General features: G+C 34.5%; 17 protein-coding genes. 11 read left to right on the top strand and 6 right to left on the bottom strand.

The window, feature by feature from the left end:
• Positions 1–15: 15 nt before the first annotated feature.
• From ACM55K_RS06015 to ACM55K_RS06005, 3 genes are all read left to right on the top strand, one after another.
• Positions 16–834 (top strand): MOSC domain-containing protein, encoded by an 819-nt coding sequence (locus ACM55K_RS06015; RefSeq protein WP_416849334.1) that lies wholly within the window; start codon positions 16–18, stop codon positions 832–834.
• A gap of 234 nt (positions 835–1,068) precedes the next feature.
• The gene (locus ACM55K_RS06010; protein WP_416849333.1) at positions 1,069–1,242 is read left to right on the top strand and encodes a hypothetical protein; all 174 of its coding nucleotides are present in this window, start codon (positions 1,069–1,071) and stop codon (positions 1,240–1,242) included.
• A gap of 93 nt (positions 1,243–1,335) precedes the next feature.
• Positions 1,336–1,677, top strand: coding sequence for a hypothetical protein (locus tag ACM55K_RS06005; RefSeq protein WP_416849332.1), 342 nt, complete (start codon positions 1,336–1,338; stop codon positions 1,675–1,677).
• A gap of 201 nt (positions 1,678–1,878) precedes the next feature.
• Here the strand turns inward: ACM55K_RS06005 and ACM55K_RS06000 are convergent, their stop codons facing one another.
• Together ACM55K_RS06000 and ACM55K_RS05995 are read right to left on the bottom strand one after the other, a co-directional pair.
• Positions 1,879–2,427, bottom strand: coding sequence for an REP-associated tyrosine transposase (locus ACM55K_RS06000; protein WP_416849331.1), 549 nt, complete (start codon positions 2,425–2,427; stop codon positions 1,879–1,881).
• Between the two features lie 273 nt (positions 2,428–2,700).
• On the bottom strand, positions 2,701–3,477 hold the full coding sequence (locus ACM55K_RS05995; protein ID WP_416849330.1) for a S1 family peptidase: 777 nt from the start codon (positions 3,475–3,477) through the stop codon (positions 2,701–2,703).
• A 448-nt stretch (positions 3,478–3,925) separates the two neighbouring features.
• Between ACM55K_RS05995 and ACM55K_RS05990 the strand changes: the two genes are divergently transcribed.
• The 7 genes from ACM55K_RS05990 to serB all read left to right on the top strand — a co-directional run bounded on the left by ACM55K_RS05990 (position 3,926) and on the right by serB (position 10,627).
• The gene (locus tag ACM55K_RS05990; protein ID WP_416849329.1) at positions 3,926–5,251 is read left to right on the top strand and encodes a trigger factor; all 1,326 of its coding nucleotides are present in this window, start codon (positions 3,926–3,928) and stop codon (positions 5,249–5,251) included.
• 310 nt (positions 5,252–5,561) lie between these two features.
• Positions 5,562–6,236 (top strand): ATP-dependent Clp endopeptidase proteolytic subunit ClpP, encoded by a 675-nt coding sequence (gene clpP, locus ACM55K_RS05985; protein ID WP_073204212.1) that lies wholly within the window; start codon positions 5,562–5,564, stop codon positions 6,234–6,236.
• An 85-nt stretch (positions 6,237–6,321) separates the two neighbouring features.
• Positions 6,322–7,554, top strand: a complete 1,233-nt coding sequence (gene clpX / locus ACM55K_RS05980) for an ATP-dependent Clp protease ATP-binding subunit ClpX (protein ID WP_416849328.1) — start codon at positions 6,322–6,324, stop codon at positions 7,552–7,554.
• Positions 7,555–7,723: 169 nt separating this feature from the next.
• Positions 7,724–8,137 carry a VOC family protein gene (locus tag ACM55K_RS05975; RefSeq protein ID WP_416849327.1) on the top strand — a complete coding sequence of 138 codons (414 nt, stop codon included), beginning with the start codon at positions 7,724–7,726 and terminating at the stop codon, positions 8,135–8,137.
• 28 nt (positions 8,138–8,165) lie between these two features.
• Complete coding sequence (locus ACM55K_RS05970; protein WP_416849326.1) at positions 8,166–8,606, top strand: SRPBCC family protein; 441 nt, start codon at positions 8,166–8,168, stop codon at positions 8,604–8,606.
• A 23-nt stretch (positions 8,607–8,629) separates the two neighbouring features.
• Positions 8,630–9,064 (top strand): VOC family protein, encoded by a 435-nt coding sequence (locus ACM55K_RS05965; protein WP_416849325.1) that lies wholly within the window; start codon positions 8,630–8,632, stop codon positions 9,062–9,064.
• A 324-nt stretch (positions 9,065–9,388) separates the two neighbouring features.
• On the top strand, positions 9,389–10,627 hold the full coding sequence (serB, locus tag ACM55K_RS05960) for a phosphoserine phosphatase SerB (RefSeq protein ID WP_416849324.1): 1,239 nt from the start codon (positions 9,389–9,391) through the stop codon (positions 10,625–10,627).
• A 57-nt stretch (positions 10,628–10,684) separates the two neighbouring features.
• Here serB and ACM55K_RS05955 read toward each other — a convergent pair whose 3' ends face one another.
• Both ACM55K_RS05955 and ACM55K_RS05950 read right to left on the bottom strand, forming a co-directional pair.
• Positions 10,685–10,834, bottom strand: coding sequence for a hypothetical protein (locus tag ACM55K_RS05955; protein ID WP_416849323.1), 150 nt, complete (start codon positions 10,832–10,834; stop codon positions 10,685–10,687).
• Positions 10,835–10,846: 12 nt separating this feature from the next.
• On the bottom strand, positions 10,847–12,370 hold the full coding sequence (locus ACM55K_RS05950) for a GH3 auxin-responsive promoter family protein (protein WP_416849322.1): 1,524 nt from the start codon (positions 12,368–12,370) through the stop codon (positions 10,847–10,849).
• Between the two features lie 95 nt (positions 12,371–12,465).
• Here ACM55K_RS05950 and ACM55K_RS05945 point away from each other — a divergent pair, with 95 nt between their 5' ends.
• A complete protein-coding gene (locus ACM55K_RS05945) occupies positions 12,466–13,260 on the top strand; it encodes a DUF2797 domain-containing protein (RefSeq protein ID WP_416849321.1) in 795 nt (264 codons plus the stop codon).
• 53 nt (positions 13,261–13,313) lie between these two features.
• On the opposite strand, the gene ACM55K_RS05940 is transcribed toward ACM55K_RS05945, so the two are convergent.
• Both ACM55K_RS05940 and sppA read right to left on the bottom strand, forming a co-directional pair.
• A complete protein-coding gene (locus tag ACM55K_RS05940; protein WP_416849320.1) occupies positions 13,314–15,956 on the bottom strand; it encodes an AsmA-like C-terminal region-containing protein in 2,643 nt (880 codons plus the stop codon).
• A 183-nt stretch (positions 15,957–16,139) separates the two neighbouring features.
• Entirely contained in the window at positions 16,140–17,900 is a 1,761-nt protein-coding gene (sppA, locus tag ACM55K_RS05935; protein ID WP_416849319.1) for a signal peptide peptidase SppA, read from the bottom strand.
• Positions 17,901–17,908 lie beyond the last annotated feature (8 nt).

Below are 17,908 nucleotides of genomic sequence, written 5' to 3'. Positions count from 1 at the left end.
GAAAAATATAGTACTATGTTACAACTTTCAGAAATCTGGATTTATCCTGTAAAATCATTAGGTGGAATTAAATTGCAAGAAGCTCAAGTGACCGATCGAGGTTTGGAGCACGATCGCCGTTGGCTGTTAGTTGATGAAAACGGAATATTTCTGACGCAAAGGGAACATCCGGAATTAGCTCTTTTTCAACCTGAAATTACAGGGAATTTTCTGAATATTACACATCGGGTACAATTAGAAAAGATACAACTTCCGCTACATCAATCTTTTTTGGAAACCGAAACTAAAATTGATGTGATGGTTTGGGAGGACTCTATTCAGGCGTATGAAGTAGATTCGGTTATTTCAGATTGGTTTTCCCGAATATTGGGATTTTCGGTTCGTTTGGTCTATATGCCCGAGGAAAGTCACCGAAAAGTGGAGGCTGAATATGCAGTTACGGAAGCTGATATTAATTCTTTTTCGGATGGATATCCTTTTTTGTTGATTGGTCAATCGTCATTGGATGATTTGAATTCACGTTTGAAGAAATCACTGCCGATGAATCGGTTTCGACCTAATTTTGTTTTTACAGGCAGTGACGCTTATGAAGAAGAATCTTGGAAAGAATTTACAATTGGTGAACTGACCTTTTTTGGCGTGAAACCTTGCGGAAGATGTGTAATCACAACAATAGACCAAGAAAATGGAGTGACATCAGGAAAAGAGCCTTTGCTGACTTTATCAAAATACAGGAATGTGGGAAATAAAGTGTTGTTTGGGCAAAACTTGATAGGTTCTGGAATTGGTATTGTTACTGTTGGTGATGCTATTGCCGTTTTGATTTCTATTTAAGTTCCGTTTTTTCTTCATAAGATAGACTTAACACTTTTGCGAAATTTCCTGGTTTTTCACGTTATTATTAGCTCATTATTGGGGTCGCAAAGAGACAATTGTGCAGCTTGTTTGTTGGAAATGTGTGAATTATACAATTATTGCCAAAAATTGTATTACATTTTTGCAAATGTATAGGGTTATTTTTGCTTCTTATGGAACAAATTATTCGAACCATCATTTAAAATTATTTACATGAATAACCCCTCAGCACCAAAGAAAATTACATGGATTATAGGATTGATTTGCGGTATACTTGGAATCATCGGACATTTTGTACATATTCAGATTTTAACAGAATATAATTACACGTTATTACTTATTGGTTTTGTTGTTTTGGCAGTAGGAACAACTGTAAAAGGAGTTTAAATAATTAGAAATTATGCTAGGATGAGAAACAAGTATTAATATAATAAATATATAATAATGTCAGAAAAAAACAAAAAACAATTTGGTGTTTGGATGGATTCACATCATGCAACTATTGTAGGAAGAGAAAATGTAGATTCAGGTGAGTTCGTAATATTAGGTCACGAAAAAGTTGACGGACAAGGTCGTAATTCAAGCGAAAACGCAGCAAACAATGCTGAAAGAGATTTACTTCATAAACTATTCAAAAATATTTCTGCTCATATGCAAAATGTTGATGAATTGCATGTGACAGGAACTGGTACTGCACAAGAACAATTTATTAAGTATTTGAGTGAGACTCCACAGTATAAAAATGTTGAGACTAAAGAAAGTACTTCTAATAAAATGGATGATGAAAGTTTAATTGAATATGTAGCTGCACAGTTCAACTAATCGCTTTAAAAAAAGCTATTTTTTATTGTTTAAATGAAATGCCTCCAAAAAAGTCAAAAGCTATTTGGAGGCATTTTTATGGACGCAAAGTCAGAGACGTTTGCGCAGCATTAATGACAAATTTATTCTTTGAATGAAGATTTTGCTGAGCTGGGTTCACTTACGCTAGCGCGAGAGTCCCGCTCGTGCCCACTATCAAAATCAATTCAAATCTATTTCTAAAATCGTTTGGTCATTATTTCCGTAATTTCGGGCACTACTATATTTCCAATCTATGGGATCAGTTACAAAACCAGATTCGACTGGATTGTAATGTATATAATTAATTTTTTGTTCAAAAACCTTTAATGACCAAATTTCTATTGGCTGATTATCCTGTTGCCAAAATTGTCTATGCTTTACATTACTATTCTTTTTTCCTGCTCGTTCCATCATCCAAAGCATCCATTCTCGTCGGCTTTCTTGAGCATTTTCTTCGATTGTTTGAAGTATTCTTTTTGATGTGAATCCTTTGAAATCTCTCATTAACCCTGATGGATCGCCATTTCCTGAGCGAAATATTAAATGATCATGGCTTGGCATAATACAATACCCATAAATTTCCATCGCTTTATTTTTTCTGCAAAAGTCCAATGATTCTATGATATTCCCAAAATACGTATCTCTTGTAAATACATCTATCCAATTTACTGTGGCAAAGCTTACAAAATAAGCTCCAGAGCTTTCTCCAAATTTATATTTTGTACTCATAGATTTGCTTGTGTTTAATCTAATTGTCAACTAAAAGTAAATGTATTAGTTCTAGTTTTTTTAGAAGCAGAAAATTTAGATTTAGATTTAGATTTTTGTTTTTCCTGTTTTTGTTTGCGGTCACGAGCGCAGGTTAAATTGGTTCACTTAGGCTAGCGCGAGCGTCCCGCTCGTGTCTCTTAAGAATTGATTTTTAGATTTGTTTTTTGTTCTTCTTGCTCTTGTTAGGTGTCACGAGCGGGACGCTCGCGCTAGCGGGGGGGTAGCGCCAGTTTATTCATTTTTTTTATCAAATAGATTATGTCTTTTAATTATTTCATGAATAACTGTAGACTTATAAAAAAATGAAATTCCACTATGTCCATTTCCTTCAGGAATATGCCCTGCATTCACGCCGATTAAATAACCATGCCTCGAATTTGGAATATTTCTTAAACCTCTTGGAGGTGCAAAAACGGGACTTCCTGACGCGCCTTCAGACGAAAATCCTTCATATGCTACACATTGTCCTTGATTTTCGCTGTCCCAAGAATAATCATATAATGGGTCACTTGCAATATTTCCACTTCTTAATATCGGCCTGTTTGCTAATTTATCATGTGTTTTGGGAAATCCAGAATAACAGACTAAGTCGAAAACATTAATTTCTTTATAAATATTTTCATCCGCTAAATGTTCTAATCCAAAATGCCAATGGAGCTGTTGCCCATCAACTAAATACATGTGAGCCCTGATTACTGCAATATCATTCTCACAGTCGTCATGAAAATAAATTTCGGCATTTTCGTGTAGCTTAAAAGAATATTCTGTATCATCTTGTTTGCGACCAGTAATTATAAACTTTGACAATTCAAAGTCTTTAAATTTTGCAGTAGGTTTTTTATAATCTAAATCAATTACATGTCTGTTGGTAATAATCCAAGCTACACCTGGAGAAATTTCAAGAATAAATCCAGTAGCAATTCCACTAATAGTCTTGATTCCGTCAGAATGTTCGGCGTAAATTTTATATGCAGAGTATAAAAAATCCTTTGAGGGTTCGTTAAACATTATTCGGTTATTTTGGTTTCTAAATTGGTGCTAACTCGTTTATATGTATGATAAAGTCATACATATCCACCCACAGCTGGCTAGCTTTGGATGATAAAAGTGATACATTATTAGTAATCCAAATATATAAATAAATTATTACAAATTTCCAAAGCGATTTTTTATTGTCGTATACCTCGACCCGCGTGAAGGATGGCAGTGAAAATCCTTTTATTAAGCGAAGCGCAATAAAAGATTGCAACGTACAGCCTGACCCGTAGTTTTTACGGAGGGGCACGCCCAAATTATTTTCCATTTCAGACCTGTGATTTTGTCAAATAACTGCTTAAAATTCAATCCCGTCTCTTCCTGACGCTTCGGGATTGGGATCGTGAATAAAAAGCTTGTTTGGGTTGGAAAAATTTTATAATTTTGCAGTCCAATTTTATTATGTAAATTAAAGAAGAAGATGGATATTAAAAGAGTAGCAATAGACGCTGTAACTGAGACAATTGTAATGACAGTTGTTCACATGGATTACAAAGGGCAAGTAGCAAAAAGAATAAACGAAAAAATGCCTTTGGCAACTGTTAAAGGATTTAGAAAAGGGGCTGTGCCTAAAGATCTTGTTGAAAAACAATATGGTAAAGGGATTAAACAAGAAGAAGTTCAGAAAGTTGTGGATTTAGCTTTAGAGCGTTTTGTACAATCAGAAAGATTAAACCTTCTTGGAACGCCACTTGCTAAAGTAAACGAAGATTTTTCTTGGGATACTGAAGAATTGGTTTTTGAATATGAAATTGGTTTAGTGCCCAACTTCGAATTGGATCTAGAAGCTAAAAACGACATCGTTAAATATGTAGTTTCTGCTGATGATAAATTAATCGAAGGTCAAGTAGAACGTATCCAAAAACAATTTGGAACTGCAATTCCTCAAGAAGTTGTTGCTGCAGATTCAGATGTAACAGGAACTTTCACAAACGAAGAAAAAGGAATAAATAACGCTACCACTATTGCTGCGGATCTTTTCAAAGACAAAGCGACTTTTGATTTATTCATTGGTAAAAAAGTAGGTGATGTAGTAACTGTAAACACTAAAGGCTTATTCGAAGACGATCATCAATTGATGGATGTTATGAAAGTAAATCATGATGACGTTCACGGATTAGAAGTTGATGTTGATTTCACAATTGAAGCAATCAATACAGCAGAATTGGCTGAATTGAACCAAGAATTGTTTGATAAACTTTTTGGAGCAGGAACTGTTGCTTCGCTTGAAGAATTGAAAGCAAAAATCAAGGAAGATGCTGAAAATCAATTTGCGCAACAAGCAGACCAAAAATTATTGGCTGATGTTCAGGATTTCTTGATCGAAAATACAAAATTCGACTTGCCATCTGAATTCTTGAAAAAATGGTTGCAAACCGTTGGAGAGAAAAAATTGTCTCCTGAAGAAGCTGAAGTAGAATATGCACGTTCTGAAAGAGGATTGCGTTTTCAGTTAATCGAAGGTAGAGCAATGGCTTCAAGCGATATCAAAATTACTTTTGAAGACTTGAAAACATTCACTACAAAATCAATCAAACAACAAATGGCGCAATTCGGGCAAACAAATCCTACTGACGAAGAAGTTCAAGGAATTGTTGCAAGAGTTTTGTCAAACCAAGACGAAGTAAAAAGACTTTCTGACCAAGTTGTTGCTGAGAAATTATTAGAATTGTTCAAAGAGAAAGCAAATCCTACAACTAAAGAAGTAACTTACGACGAATTTATTGCCGCTTCATACGGAGAATAATTTCTAAAAAAATAAGTATATTTGAGCGTCAAAAGAATAATTTTTTTGGCGCTCTTTTATTTGAATTAATTTCAGGAGCCAATCCAGCTATTCGTTACAAGTTTTTTCTTCCGTTTAAGTTTTTTTAAATTCTTTCAAGAGCTTCTTCCAGTCGCTTTGTAAGAATAAAAAAACTAAAAAACGGAATTCAAAAAGCTTTTCACTGCTATCTGGGCTAAAAATAAGACATATTGACATCATTTGTAAAGAGGTATGACCTTTGCATTAAATGGAATTCAAGATAATAACGTAAAACTTAGAACAAATAAATATGAACTACGGTAAAGAATTTAAAAAATTTGCGACAAAAGACCACGGCGTAAACTCGATGTACTACGATAAAATCGTAGGCGCAATGACTCCTAAAAACATGACTCCATATATCATCGAGGAGCGTCAGTTGAATATTTCACAATTAGACGTTTTCTCAAGGCTGATGATGGACAGAATTATATTCCTTGGAACAGGAATTGATGACCAAATCGCAAACATCGTTCAAGCACAGTTATTGTTCCTTGAAAGCGCTGATGCTTCAAAAGATATTCAGATTTATTTGAATTCTCCAGGAGGAAGCGTTTACGCAGGATTGGGGATTTATGACACGATGCAATACATCAAGCCAGATGTTGCAACTATTTGTACAGGAATGGCAGCTTCAATGGGAGCGGTGCTGTTGTGTGCAGGAGCTGCAGGAAAACGTTCGGCATTGCCACATTCAAGAGTAATGATTCACCAACCATCAGGCGGAGCTCAAGGAGTTGCTACTGATATGGAAATCAACTTACGTGAAATGTTGAAACTGAAAGATGAGTTGTACAAAATTATTTCTCACCACTCCGGACAAACTTTCGAGAAAGTACATGGGGACAGCGAGCGTGATTATTGGATGATTGCCGAAGAAGCAAAAGCATACGGAATGATTGATGAAGTTTTAGTAAGAGGATAATTTAGTTACAAGTTTAAGGTTTAAAGTTTAAGGTTTCTGTGGGAACTTTAAACTTTAAGCTTCTAAAACTTTAAACAAAAAAAGAATGGCAAAAGTAGTATTAGAGTGTTCGTTTTGTGGAAGAAAGAAGCCAGAAACCAATTTGTTGATTGCTGGTATCAATGCACATATTTGTGATAAATGTATCGAACAAGCACACGGAATTGTTTTAGAAGAATTAAAATCCAGCGGAAGTTCAAAAGTCGTTGGAGATTTGATTTTGAAGAAACCAAAAGAAATCAGAGCGTTCTTGGATCAGTATGTAATTGGACAGGACCAAACTAAAAAAGTAATGTCGGTTGCGGTTTACAATCACTACAAACGTTTGATGCAACAGCAACTGGACGATGAGGTTGAGATTGAAAAAAGCAACATCATCATGGTGGGACAAACAGGAACAGGAAAAACGTTAGTGGCTAAAACTATTGCGAAAATGTTGGATGTACCTTTGGCTATTGTTGATGCGACTGTTTTAACAGAAGCAGGATATGTTGGAGAAGATGTCGAAAGTATTTTGACGCGTCTTTTACAAGCTGCTGATTATGATGTCGCCAAAGCCGAACGCGGAATTGTATTCATTGACGAAATAGATAAAATTGCACGTAAAAGTGACAATCCGTCTATTACTCGTGACGTTTCTGGTGAAGGTGTGCAACAAGCATTATTGAAATTATTGGAAGGAACCGTTGTGAATGTGCCACCAAAAGGAGGACGTAAACACCCGGACCAAAAATTTGTTGAGGTAAATACGCAAAACATTTTGTTTATAGCCGGTGGTGCTTTTGATGGAATCGAAAGAATTATTTCTAAACGATTGAACCGTCAAGCCGTTGGTTATTCTACTTCTAAAAATGTGGATAATATTGATAAAGACAATTTGTTGCAATACATTATTCCAAAGGACATCAAAGATTTTGGATTGATTCCAGAGATTATTGGTCGTTTACCAGTATTGACACACATGGATCCTTTAGACAGAGAAACTTTGCGTGCAATTTTGACTCAGCCTAAAAATGCGTTAATCAAACAATACGAGAAATTGTTTTTGATGGATGATGTTGAATTTACCATTACAAATGAAGCATTGGATTTTATTGTTGACAAAGCTTTAGAATACAAATTAGGAGCTCGTGGATTGCGCTCTTTATGTGAAGCAATCTTAACCGATGCGATGTATGAATTGCCAAGTTCTGATGATAAAATATTAGAAATTGACGTGGATTATGCAAAAGAAACGTTGAATAAAAACTTATTGAAACGATTGGAGATTGCTTCTTAAAGATTGCATTTTTCTCATAAATACTAAACCTGTTCATTTATTGAGCAGGTTTTTTTTATGAATTATTTTCTGTAGATTTTTCAAAGTCCTGTTTTTGATTATAAAATCAAATGGAGTTTAAATAATGTGTAAATTTATAATTAAAAAATTTGACTCTAAAAATAATAATATGACAAAGCAAATATGGCTTAATTTACCGGTTAAAGAGGTGGCAAAATCAAAAGCATTTTTCGCTAAAATAGGTTTTTCTTTTAATGAGCAATATGCTACTCCGCATTCAACATGCCTGTCAGTTGGCGCTACTAATTTTGCGGTCATGCTTTTTGAGGAAGCGATATTTGAAGGTTTTGTGCAAAATAAAATTACAGATACGCAATCAAGTTCCGAAGTATTAATTTCAATTGATGCAGAAAGTAGAGAAGAAGTGGATGAATTCGCAAAGAAAGTAGAAGAAGCCGGAGGGACGCTTTTTGCTAAACCTGCGGAAAATCAAGGTTGGATGTACGGTTGTGCTTTTGCGGATTTAGACGGACATCGCTGGAATATGTTATATATGGATTTTAATAAAGTACCAAAACAGTAGGTTTTAAGTTAATCTAAAAAAACACAAAATGACAACACTGGAATTTAAAATCGAGATAAATGCTCCAAAAGAAAAAGTTTGGGACATTTTATGGAATGAAGAAACATACAAACAATGGACCTCCGTTTTTTGTGAAGGGTCTTATGCAGTAAGTGATTGGAAAGAAGGCAGTAAAATTCATTTTTTATCTCCAAATGGGGACGGAATGAATAGTGTTATTTATAAGAAAATTGATAATGAATACATGGCTTTTAAACATTTGAGTGAAATCAAAAACTTTCAGGAAATGCCTGTTGATGATGCGACTCAAGAATGGGCGGGTGCCATGGAAATGTACCGTTTGACCGAAGACAAAGGAATTACTGTTTTAGAAGCTAAAATGGATTCAGTCGAAAAGTATATCGATTATTTCAAAACGACATGGCCAAAAGCGTTAGATTTGGTAAAGAAACTTTCAGAAGTAAAATAATATATTAATCTTAAAATAGCATTATGGCATCAATTAATCCGTATTTAATTTTTAATGGAAATTGCGAAGAAGCATTTCTATTTTATCAATCTGTATTTGGTGGTGAATTCCCTTATGTTGGGAAGTTTAAAGATATGCCACCAGCGGAAGGTAATCCCGTGCTCTCTGAAGCAGATGGAAATAAAATAATGCATGTCACATTGCCAATCGGTGATGGATCCGTATTAATGGGAAGCGACAGCAATTCAGCAAGTGGGGACGTTGCTTTTGGACAAAACGTTTCGCTTTCAATCAATGCTAAGAGTAAAGAAGAAGCTGATAAATTGTTTAACGGACTTTCGGTAGGAGGAACGGTAACGATGCCAATGAATCAAACCTTTTGGGGTGCCTATTTTGGAATGTTTGTCGATAAATTTGGAATCAGTTGGATGATGAATTTTGATGAAAATGAAAAATAATTATCGTTAAAGCAAATTCTAGTTTGAAAAAATACCTTTGTCAAAGATTAAAACTTTGAAAGAGGGTAAAACTAGACCTGTTCATTTTGGAGCAGGTTTTTTTATAGCTAAGAATTATTTAATCTACTTATTGGTGATAAAGAAACACTAATATGAATGTACTTTAATCCAGTTTCGGCTCCCTCTCCTTTGGAGAGTCCCGAAACTTCGGGAGGGGTGAGGAATTCAAACTTCACTTTTCTCTTTGTGAAAAAACAAGGATTTCCTTTTTTATAAGCAATAGATTGTCGATTTTTGCCCTTCGTAAAATCAATAGTAATAAAAATGGCAGTAGAAGATAAAGAGATTATTTTATTAAAAGTTTCTGGTCAGGATAAACCTGGAGTAACAGCTGGTTTAACATCCATATTAGCGACTTATGATGCCATTATTTTAGATATTGGTCAAGCCGATATCCATGATACGCTATCTTTGGGTATTTTATTTGAAATACAAGCAGGGTCTAGTTCTGCGCCTGTTTTGAAAGATTTATTGTTCAAAGCCTATGAATTGGGGATTAAGGTTAACTTTATTCCAATTTCTATTCCGGATTACGAAATTTGGGTAAAAGCACAGCGCAAACAACGCTACATCATCAATGTTTTAGGAGAAACATTGACAGCTGTACAATTGGCGGCTGTGACCAAAATAATGTCGGACCAAAATTTAAATATAGATTCTATAATAAGATTAACCGGTAGAATTTCTGTGGTTGAAAAAGAAGAATATCCTCGTTCTTGCGTACAATTATCTGTAACGGGTAATATTGTCGATAAAACGTTGATGACTGCCAGTTTTATGGAAATTTCTAGAACTTTAGATGTGGATATCTCTTTTCAAGAAGACAATATGTATAGAAGAAACAGACGTTTGGTGTGTTTTGATATGGATTCTACCTTAATTCAAACCGAAGTAATTGATGAATTAGCTGAATTAGCAGGTGTAGGCGAACAAGTTAGAGCCATTACTGAATCGGCTATGAATGGCGAAATTGATTTTAGTGAAAGTTTTAAACAACGTATGGCTTTGTTAGAAGGCCTAAGTGAAGATGTGCTACAAACAGTTGCTGAAAATCTTCCTATAACACAAGGAGCGCATCGCTTGATGAAAGCCTTAAAATATTACGGATATAAAACCGCTATTTTATCGGGCGGATTCACCTACTTTGGTCATTATTTACAAAAGGAATTAGGGATTGATTACGTTCATGCCAATGAATTGGAGATTAAAGACGGTAAATTGACGGGCAAATATTTAGGTGAAATTGTTGATGGACAAAAGAAAGCCGAATATCTAAAAGCTATTGCAGAAAAAGAAGGCATAAATATCAATCAAACCATTGCGGTTGGTGATGGTGCAAATGATTTACCTATGTTGAACTTAGCCGGTTTAGGAATTGCTTTTCATGCCAAACCTACAGTCAAAGAAAATGCAGCTACATCAATCTCTAGCCTGGGACTAGACGGCGTTTTATACCTATTAGGCTACCACGACAGACATATTGATATGATGGATGAGGAGTAAAAAGTGCAAATGAAAATACATAAAAAAGGCTGTCTAAATAGTTTTAGATAGCCTTTTTTATGCTTTAATAGTAGCTGTTTTTTCAGATTTTTCCAATGTTTGTTTTTCGGGAGATTTACAAATTCCTCTGGCTCCACAACGCATTCTGTGTGGTCCGCAGGAACACAAAAAAATTACCGTTATCAAGATGTAAAAAATATTTTTCATCTTCCCGTTTTTTTAAGCTGTTTGAAACTGCATGCTTTTCAATTGTTCCAGGTAATCTCTTTGGTTTGATAATCTTGGAATTTTATGTTGCCCGCCCAGTTTATTTTTCCCTTTTAACCAGTCATAAAACAAATTTTTTCGGGCTACATTAATTACTAATGGGTTCAAAGTCATGTTATTGTAGCGTTTCGCTTCGTAATCAGAATTTAAGGATTGTATGGATTCATCCAATGCTTTCTGGAATTGGGATACGTCAGCAGGATTGTTTTTAAATTCAATCATCCATTCATGGGCACCTTTTTCTTTTCCATCCATAAATACAGGAGCAACGGTATATTCAACGACTTCCATTTGCGTTATTTTACAGGCGTTGGCAATAGCCTGATCCGTATTTTCGACCATCAATTCTTCCCCAAAAACATTGATATGATGTTTGGTTCTGCCCGTAACCCGAATTCTATAGGGATTTAATGAGGTGAAACGTACGGTGTCGCCTATCAAATAGCGCCATAAACCAGAATTCGTAGTAATCACTAATGCATAGTTTTTGAAAAGTTCTACATCGGCCAAACGAATTACTTTTTGATCAGGTGTGCCAAAAGTATCCATTGGAATAAATTCATAGAAAATTCCGTAATCCAGCATTAATAATAAATCACTGGAATAATTTAAATCCTGAATGGCAAAAAATCCCTCGGAGGCATTGTATATTTCGTAATATTTAAAATCTTTTTTCGGGAGTATTTTTTTATACTGTTCACGATAGGGCTCAAAATTTACACCGCCGTGAAAGTACACTTCGAGATTGGGCCAGACTTCAAATAAATTTCCTTTCCCGGTTTCTTCCAGCATTTTATTCATTAAAACTAACATCCACGAAGGAACTCCTGCAAAACTGGTTACATTTTCGTTTTTCGTTTCGTTTATAATCGCTGCAATTTTTGTTTCCCATTCACTCATTAGGGAAATTTTGCTGCTTGGCGTGCTGCTAAACTCAGCCCAAATAGGCATATTTTCGATTAATATCGCAGACAAGTCTCCAAAAAACGTATTGTTGTCTTCATAGATTTGTGAACTTCCGCCAAGACGTAGACTTTTTCCAAGAAAGAGTTCTGATTCTTCGTTGTTATTTAAATACAAACACAACAAATCCTTACTTCCTTTATAATGACAATCCTCCAGCGCTTCATTGCTTACCGGAATAAATTTACTTTTGGCATTCGTTGTTCCGCTGGATTTTGCAAACCATTTTATAGGGGCTTCCCAAAAAACATTTTGTTCACCTTTACGAGTTCTCTCAATTAGCGGCTGTAATTCTTCATAAGTAGAAATAGGAATTCGATCAGCAAAAGTTGCATAGGAATTTATCGAAGCATAATCATATTCTTTGCCTAAAACAGTGTTTTTTGATGACTGAATTAAATTCATAAGCAATTCTTCCTGAACCTCGTTCGGGTATTTTAAAAAAAGTTCAATCTGATGGATGCGTTGTTTCAGAACCCAAGAGGCAAACGAATTGATTATGGTTAGTGGCATTTTTAAATTATGAATTATGAATTACGAATTATAACTTTACCAAAAATAACAAAATTTGTTTAACTTGATGTGTTAAACCTGAAACTTTAAATAGAATGACTTACGAAGGTGTACTTACAAAAATGCAGACTGAATTTGGAAATCCAATTCAATATTATTTAGTTTTTGAGAATAGTTTTTTGAATGTGAATCAGTTGCTGAATAAAAATATCGAAATTAATTTTGTCGGATACCAATGTTTGAATTGCGGAAAGAAGAAAAAGATTTTCCGTCAAGGATTTTGCTATGATTGTTTTTATTCGAGTGCTGCTGTGGGAGATTGGATTATGAAACCCGAATTGAGTACGGCACATCTTGGAATTCAGGATAGGGATTTAGTTTATGAAGAAAAAGTACAGCTGCAACCGCATATTGTGTATTTGGCTTTGTCAAGCGAAGTAAAAGTAGGGGTAACAAGGAAAACTCAAATGCCAACCCGTTGGATTGATCAGGGCGCAACCCAAGCGCTTTCTATTGTGGAAGTTCCAAATAGGTATTTGGCGGGGATTACTGAGGTAGCTTTGAAAAACCATTATGCCGATAAAACTAATTGGCGTAAAATGTTAACTAATAATGTCGAACAAATCGATTTAATTGCTGAAAGATTGAAAGTGGAGCATCTAATTCCAACAGAAGTTCAGGAGTATTTCTATTCACAAAAAAATGATTTGTACGAAATGGATTATCCCGTTTTGCAATATCCAAATAAAGTAAATAGTCTGAGTTTAGATAAAACGCCACAGTTTCAAGGAAAACTCACTGGAATAAAAGGGCAATACCTTCTTTTTGATGATGGGACAGTTTTCAATATCCGGGGTTCTGAAGGATATGTGGTAACGATTAATGTATAAAAGAAAGCCTAAAAGTATTTGAAATTTTTAGGCTTTTTAGTTTAGAAAATAGTTTAAGGCGTTGTCTTAGGTTCTTCTGCTTTTTTCTTTTTATTAAACAATCCATTTAATAAATCGGTTGCTTTTGTTTTTACAGCATTCGTAGTTTCTTCCTTTGTTGTAGGAGTTGCCGTTTTTGTGGTATCGCTCGGTTTCTTGTTTTTATTGATATAATCAGTTAAGGCCGAAGTTCCTTGTTTTACTAATCGTTCTTTTTGTTGTTTCACTAATTGAGAAGTCAGATTGTTAACAGCACTTTTTATATCAGTTGAAATTTTTGGATTAGTGAAGTTTCCGGTTAAAATGGCATTTATAGGAAGGTTTTCCAATTTAGCAGCATCAGCAGGAGACAGTTTAGCAATTAATGCATTGGCTTCTGAACCCAGATATTTTGCCGGAACATCAAATTTGATGTTGTAATTCATACTTTGGTCAAAACCATGAGAGCCACCAATTGTTGCTTTTATGTCTTGGTATTTGATATTAAATGGTTTTACATTCACTTTTCCGTCTTTGAAAGTAATAGCCGCTTTCAAATCATTCAAATTGATTTTGCTTACATCAATGAACTTCAAATTAGAGCCCAGAGCCGTTAGCAAAGTCGAATTACTCGAATTTATAGTGGTTGAAAGCAACTGTCCCAATAAATCTCCGGTCAGTGTTTTTAAATCAGGCGTTAGTTCTTTTGCATCAAGATTTCCGTTCAATTTGATGGTTGAATTCAGCTTCCCGTTAATGATTCCAGCAATAGGCGCGATTTTTTTCAACATATCAAGTTGCGTAAAAGATTGTGCAATATCAACTTGATTTAAATTCAAATCCATATTGAAAACTGGCGTTTTTCCTTTTGTGGAAACTGCCCCATTTACGCCAATTGTTCCTCCAAAAATTGATGTTTTTACGTTTTCTAATGTTACTTTCTCATCCTTTACTATTAGTTTTCCCGAAACGTCTTTTAAGGTCAGATTGTTATATAAAACCGTAGTCGCTTTTGCGGTAAGCGTACAATTTAAGAAAGCTGGAATCTTCATTGCTTCCGCTTTTTTAGTTTGCTTCGCCTGCTCGCTGTCGCTCGGGTCAGTTTTAGTTTTTTCGCCAGTTGTCATGAAATCATCTATGGCTAATTGTTTGGAATTCATGTTGAAGTTTCCTTTCAATTCTTGGTTTTTAAAAATAAAACCGTAAAAATTCTCTAAAACTCCCGTTACACTAATGTCGCTTTTTCCAGTTGTCGCATTAAGTTCTTTCAAGTTGACCTGACTTGGATTAAACTGGACTAAGGCATTGCTAATGTTCATTGTTTTGCCATTTTCATCCACATAGTTGAAACCAGACAAACTCATCGTTCCGGCATTATTAATATTTTGATACTGACTTTTCTCTACGGATTGCATATCAAATTTTGTCGTTACATCTGCTTTTAAAATACCTGATAAAGGTTTGTCTAACTTTATAGGATATGCTTTGGAAAGATTGGCCAAGTTGATGGTTCCTTTTAAAGCCGCATCGACAATGGCATTTTGCGTTATATTTTTGATATTGGCTTTAGCATTGAAAACATCCTGATCTATTTTGAAAGAAAGTTGATCAAGGTTGACATAAGTATCGTTCAGAATTCCTGTTTCATTAATGATTTTAGTGTCAATAACTATATTTTGAACCGATTTCGGTAAATTAGGATATTTAAATGAAGCATTGTTTGATGCAATTTTAATGTTGAATTTCGGAACAGTTGTATTAGAATATAATCCTTTTGCAAAACCCATAACGGTAAAATCACCAGTTGTTTTCACATTGTCCAAACTTGCCGCATAAGCCGCCGGGATAACTCCCAAGAAATTTTTGAAAGAAGAAGTTGGCGTTTTGAATTTCAAATCATATTGTTGACCCGCTTCAACCATTTGAATGAACCCATCAAATTCTAACGGCAATTGATTGATTAACGCTTTGTTTTGTTTGAATGTGTATTTACTTTTTTCTAAATCAATACCCAAAACGGCATCTAAAGTCAAAGCGACATCTTTCATATAATTGACTTTATCCATGTCTAGCGTGACTTTTGCTGTTGACTTGGTAACCAAATCCAATTTTTTTGCGGCAAAATCTCCGGTTCCTTCATGGTTTAAACTATCAATTACCATTTTGATTTTTGAACTTTCGTCAAAATATTTGAATTTGAAGTTCTCGATTTTATAATTCTGAATTTTTAATGACAAAGGACTGCTTTTACCCTCATCTTTATTGTTTTTATCTTTCAGGGCAATGTCATAATTCCCAATTCCATCTTTATTGAATATGATATTGATTAACCCATTTTTTGAAGTTATTCCGTCAATATTCATTGCTTCGTTTTTGCCTTTAAAAAGTTCTTTTATGGACATTTTTAAATTCAATTCACCTAATGATATCAAAGTGTCGTCTTCAAAAGGAGCTTTGTTAATAATGATTAATTTATCGAGAGTTACATTCGCGTTTGGAAAATTTTTGAATAGACTCAAATCGGCATCAGCAAAAGAGACTTTTGCATCTACTTTTTCATTGATAGCTGCGGCAATTTTGGCTTTTATTTGATCTTTAAAAAAATAGGGGATAGCAAATAAAGCTGCTGCGAGTAGGACGATTATAATCCCAATGATTTTTAAAATTTTCTTTAGCATAATTTGATTTCTTAAGATTTTATAAGTTTAGCAAAAATGGTGTCTTCTTCCCACAAAAATAGCGGATTATAATTTAGGACATTTGTAATGTTTTCATAAATAACGAAACACTCTCTTTTTCTTTGCAAAAAAAAATCCGTTTAAGGGAGCTTAAACGGATTTTCTATCAGATGTTGTAAGTATTTATTTAATATTAATTTCAAAAGGCATGATGGCTTGAACGCCTTTCTGAGATTGCAATCTTTTTACTTCTTCGATGATTTTATAGTTTTCTTCCCCAATTTCTTCCTTAATAAAAGATTCTTTAGACTTACCAAATGGCAGATTAGCTAAAAGATCATTAATATCTTTTTCGTATTCAGGATAGTTTTGTGTGGAATATGTTTTTGTTTTTGCCAAAGTGGCAGCCTCCTGTATAGCGTCATTCAAACCTCCAATTTTATCTACAAGCCCAATTTTAACTGCTTCGGAACCAGCCCAAACTCTTCCTTGTGCGATAGCGTCTACTTGCGCAAAAGTCATTTTTCTTCCTTGTGCCACATGCATAACAAAAGTTTTATAAATATGTTCAATCTCTTCAAGTGTAACTGCTTTTAGTTTTTCATCCAATGGGACAAAAGGACTGTATCTCGCAGCGTTTTCATGTGTTTTTACTTGTTCTACATTTATCCCGATTTTCTTTGTCAATTGACTGAAATTAGGCAATATCCCAAAAACACCTATTGAACCGGTAATGGTATTGTTTTCGGCAAAAATTTTATTCGCGTTACAGGCAATATAATACCCTCCTGAAGCTGCGTAATTTCCCATCGAAACTACTACGGGTTTTACTTTTTTCGTTAATTCAACTTCTCTCCAAATCAAATCTGATGTCAAAGCACTTCCACCGGGACTATTGATTCTAAGTACAATGGCTTTTATATTCTTATCTTTTCGGGCTTCTTGTAATGAACGACGCATCGATCCTTCCCCTATAACATCTACATCACCTTCCCCGCTACGAATTTCGCCTTGAGCATAAATAATGGCAATTTTGTCATTGGCATCGGTATTTTTTGAAGTAGCCGCTACTTTTTTAGCATAATCCAAAATAGATACTTTGTTGTAATCTTCGTCTTTTTCTACTTTTAATATATTTTTAATGGCATCATGGTATACATCTTCGTAAGCCACAATGTCAACTAAACCTTTTGTTTTTGCCATTTGAGGAGTTCTTGCCAGAAGTCCGTTTGCAATTTCGTTTAGTTTCACCACCGGTACATTTCTGCTTTTTGAAATTTCTGTTACCACAGAATTCCAAATAGAATTCAATAAAGCGGAAGTTTGTTCTCTGTTAGCATCACTCATTTTATTTTCCAAAAAAGGCTCAACAGCACTTTTGTATTTTCCATGACGAATCACTTCCATTTTAACACCTGATTTTTCCTGAAAATCTTTGAAAAACAAAATTTCCGCAGACAGTCCTTTAAAATCCATTTCGCCTACAGGATTTAAATAAATAGGTTTGGCAACTGAATTTAAATAATATTCTTTCTGAGAATACGAATTGGCATAAGCCATTACAAATTTACCTGATTTTTTAAAATCCTGTAAAGCATCTCTTAAAGCTTTACTTTGGGCCATTCCTAATTGAGATTCGTCGTTCAAAATAGAAATTCCTTTGATGTCATCGTCAGTTTTTGCTTCTTCAATGGCACTGATAATATCAGTGAGACCTATGTTTTTTCCATCAGAAAAAATAGTTACCCAAGGATCTTTGAATTTACCGGCATAATCATTTTTTATATCTTCTAAATTTAATTCGATAACTGAATTGTTTTTTACGCTAATTCCTTCCGATTCACCTCCAAAAATGGCTCCTATAATTAGTATTCCAAAAAAGAACAGCATAAAAAAGATGAAAATACCTATGATGGTCGCCAACACATTTCCTAAAAACTTCATATTTATTT

Source organism: Flavobacterium arabinosi (assembly GCF_048158725.1).
Taxonomy (GTDB): Bacteria; Bacteroidota; Bacteroidia; order Flavobacteriales; family Flavobacteriaceae; genus Flavobacterium; species Flavobacterium arabinosi.
This window is presented reverse-complemented; position numbering and strand designations above follow the sequence as displayed.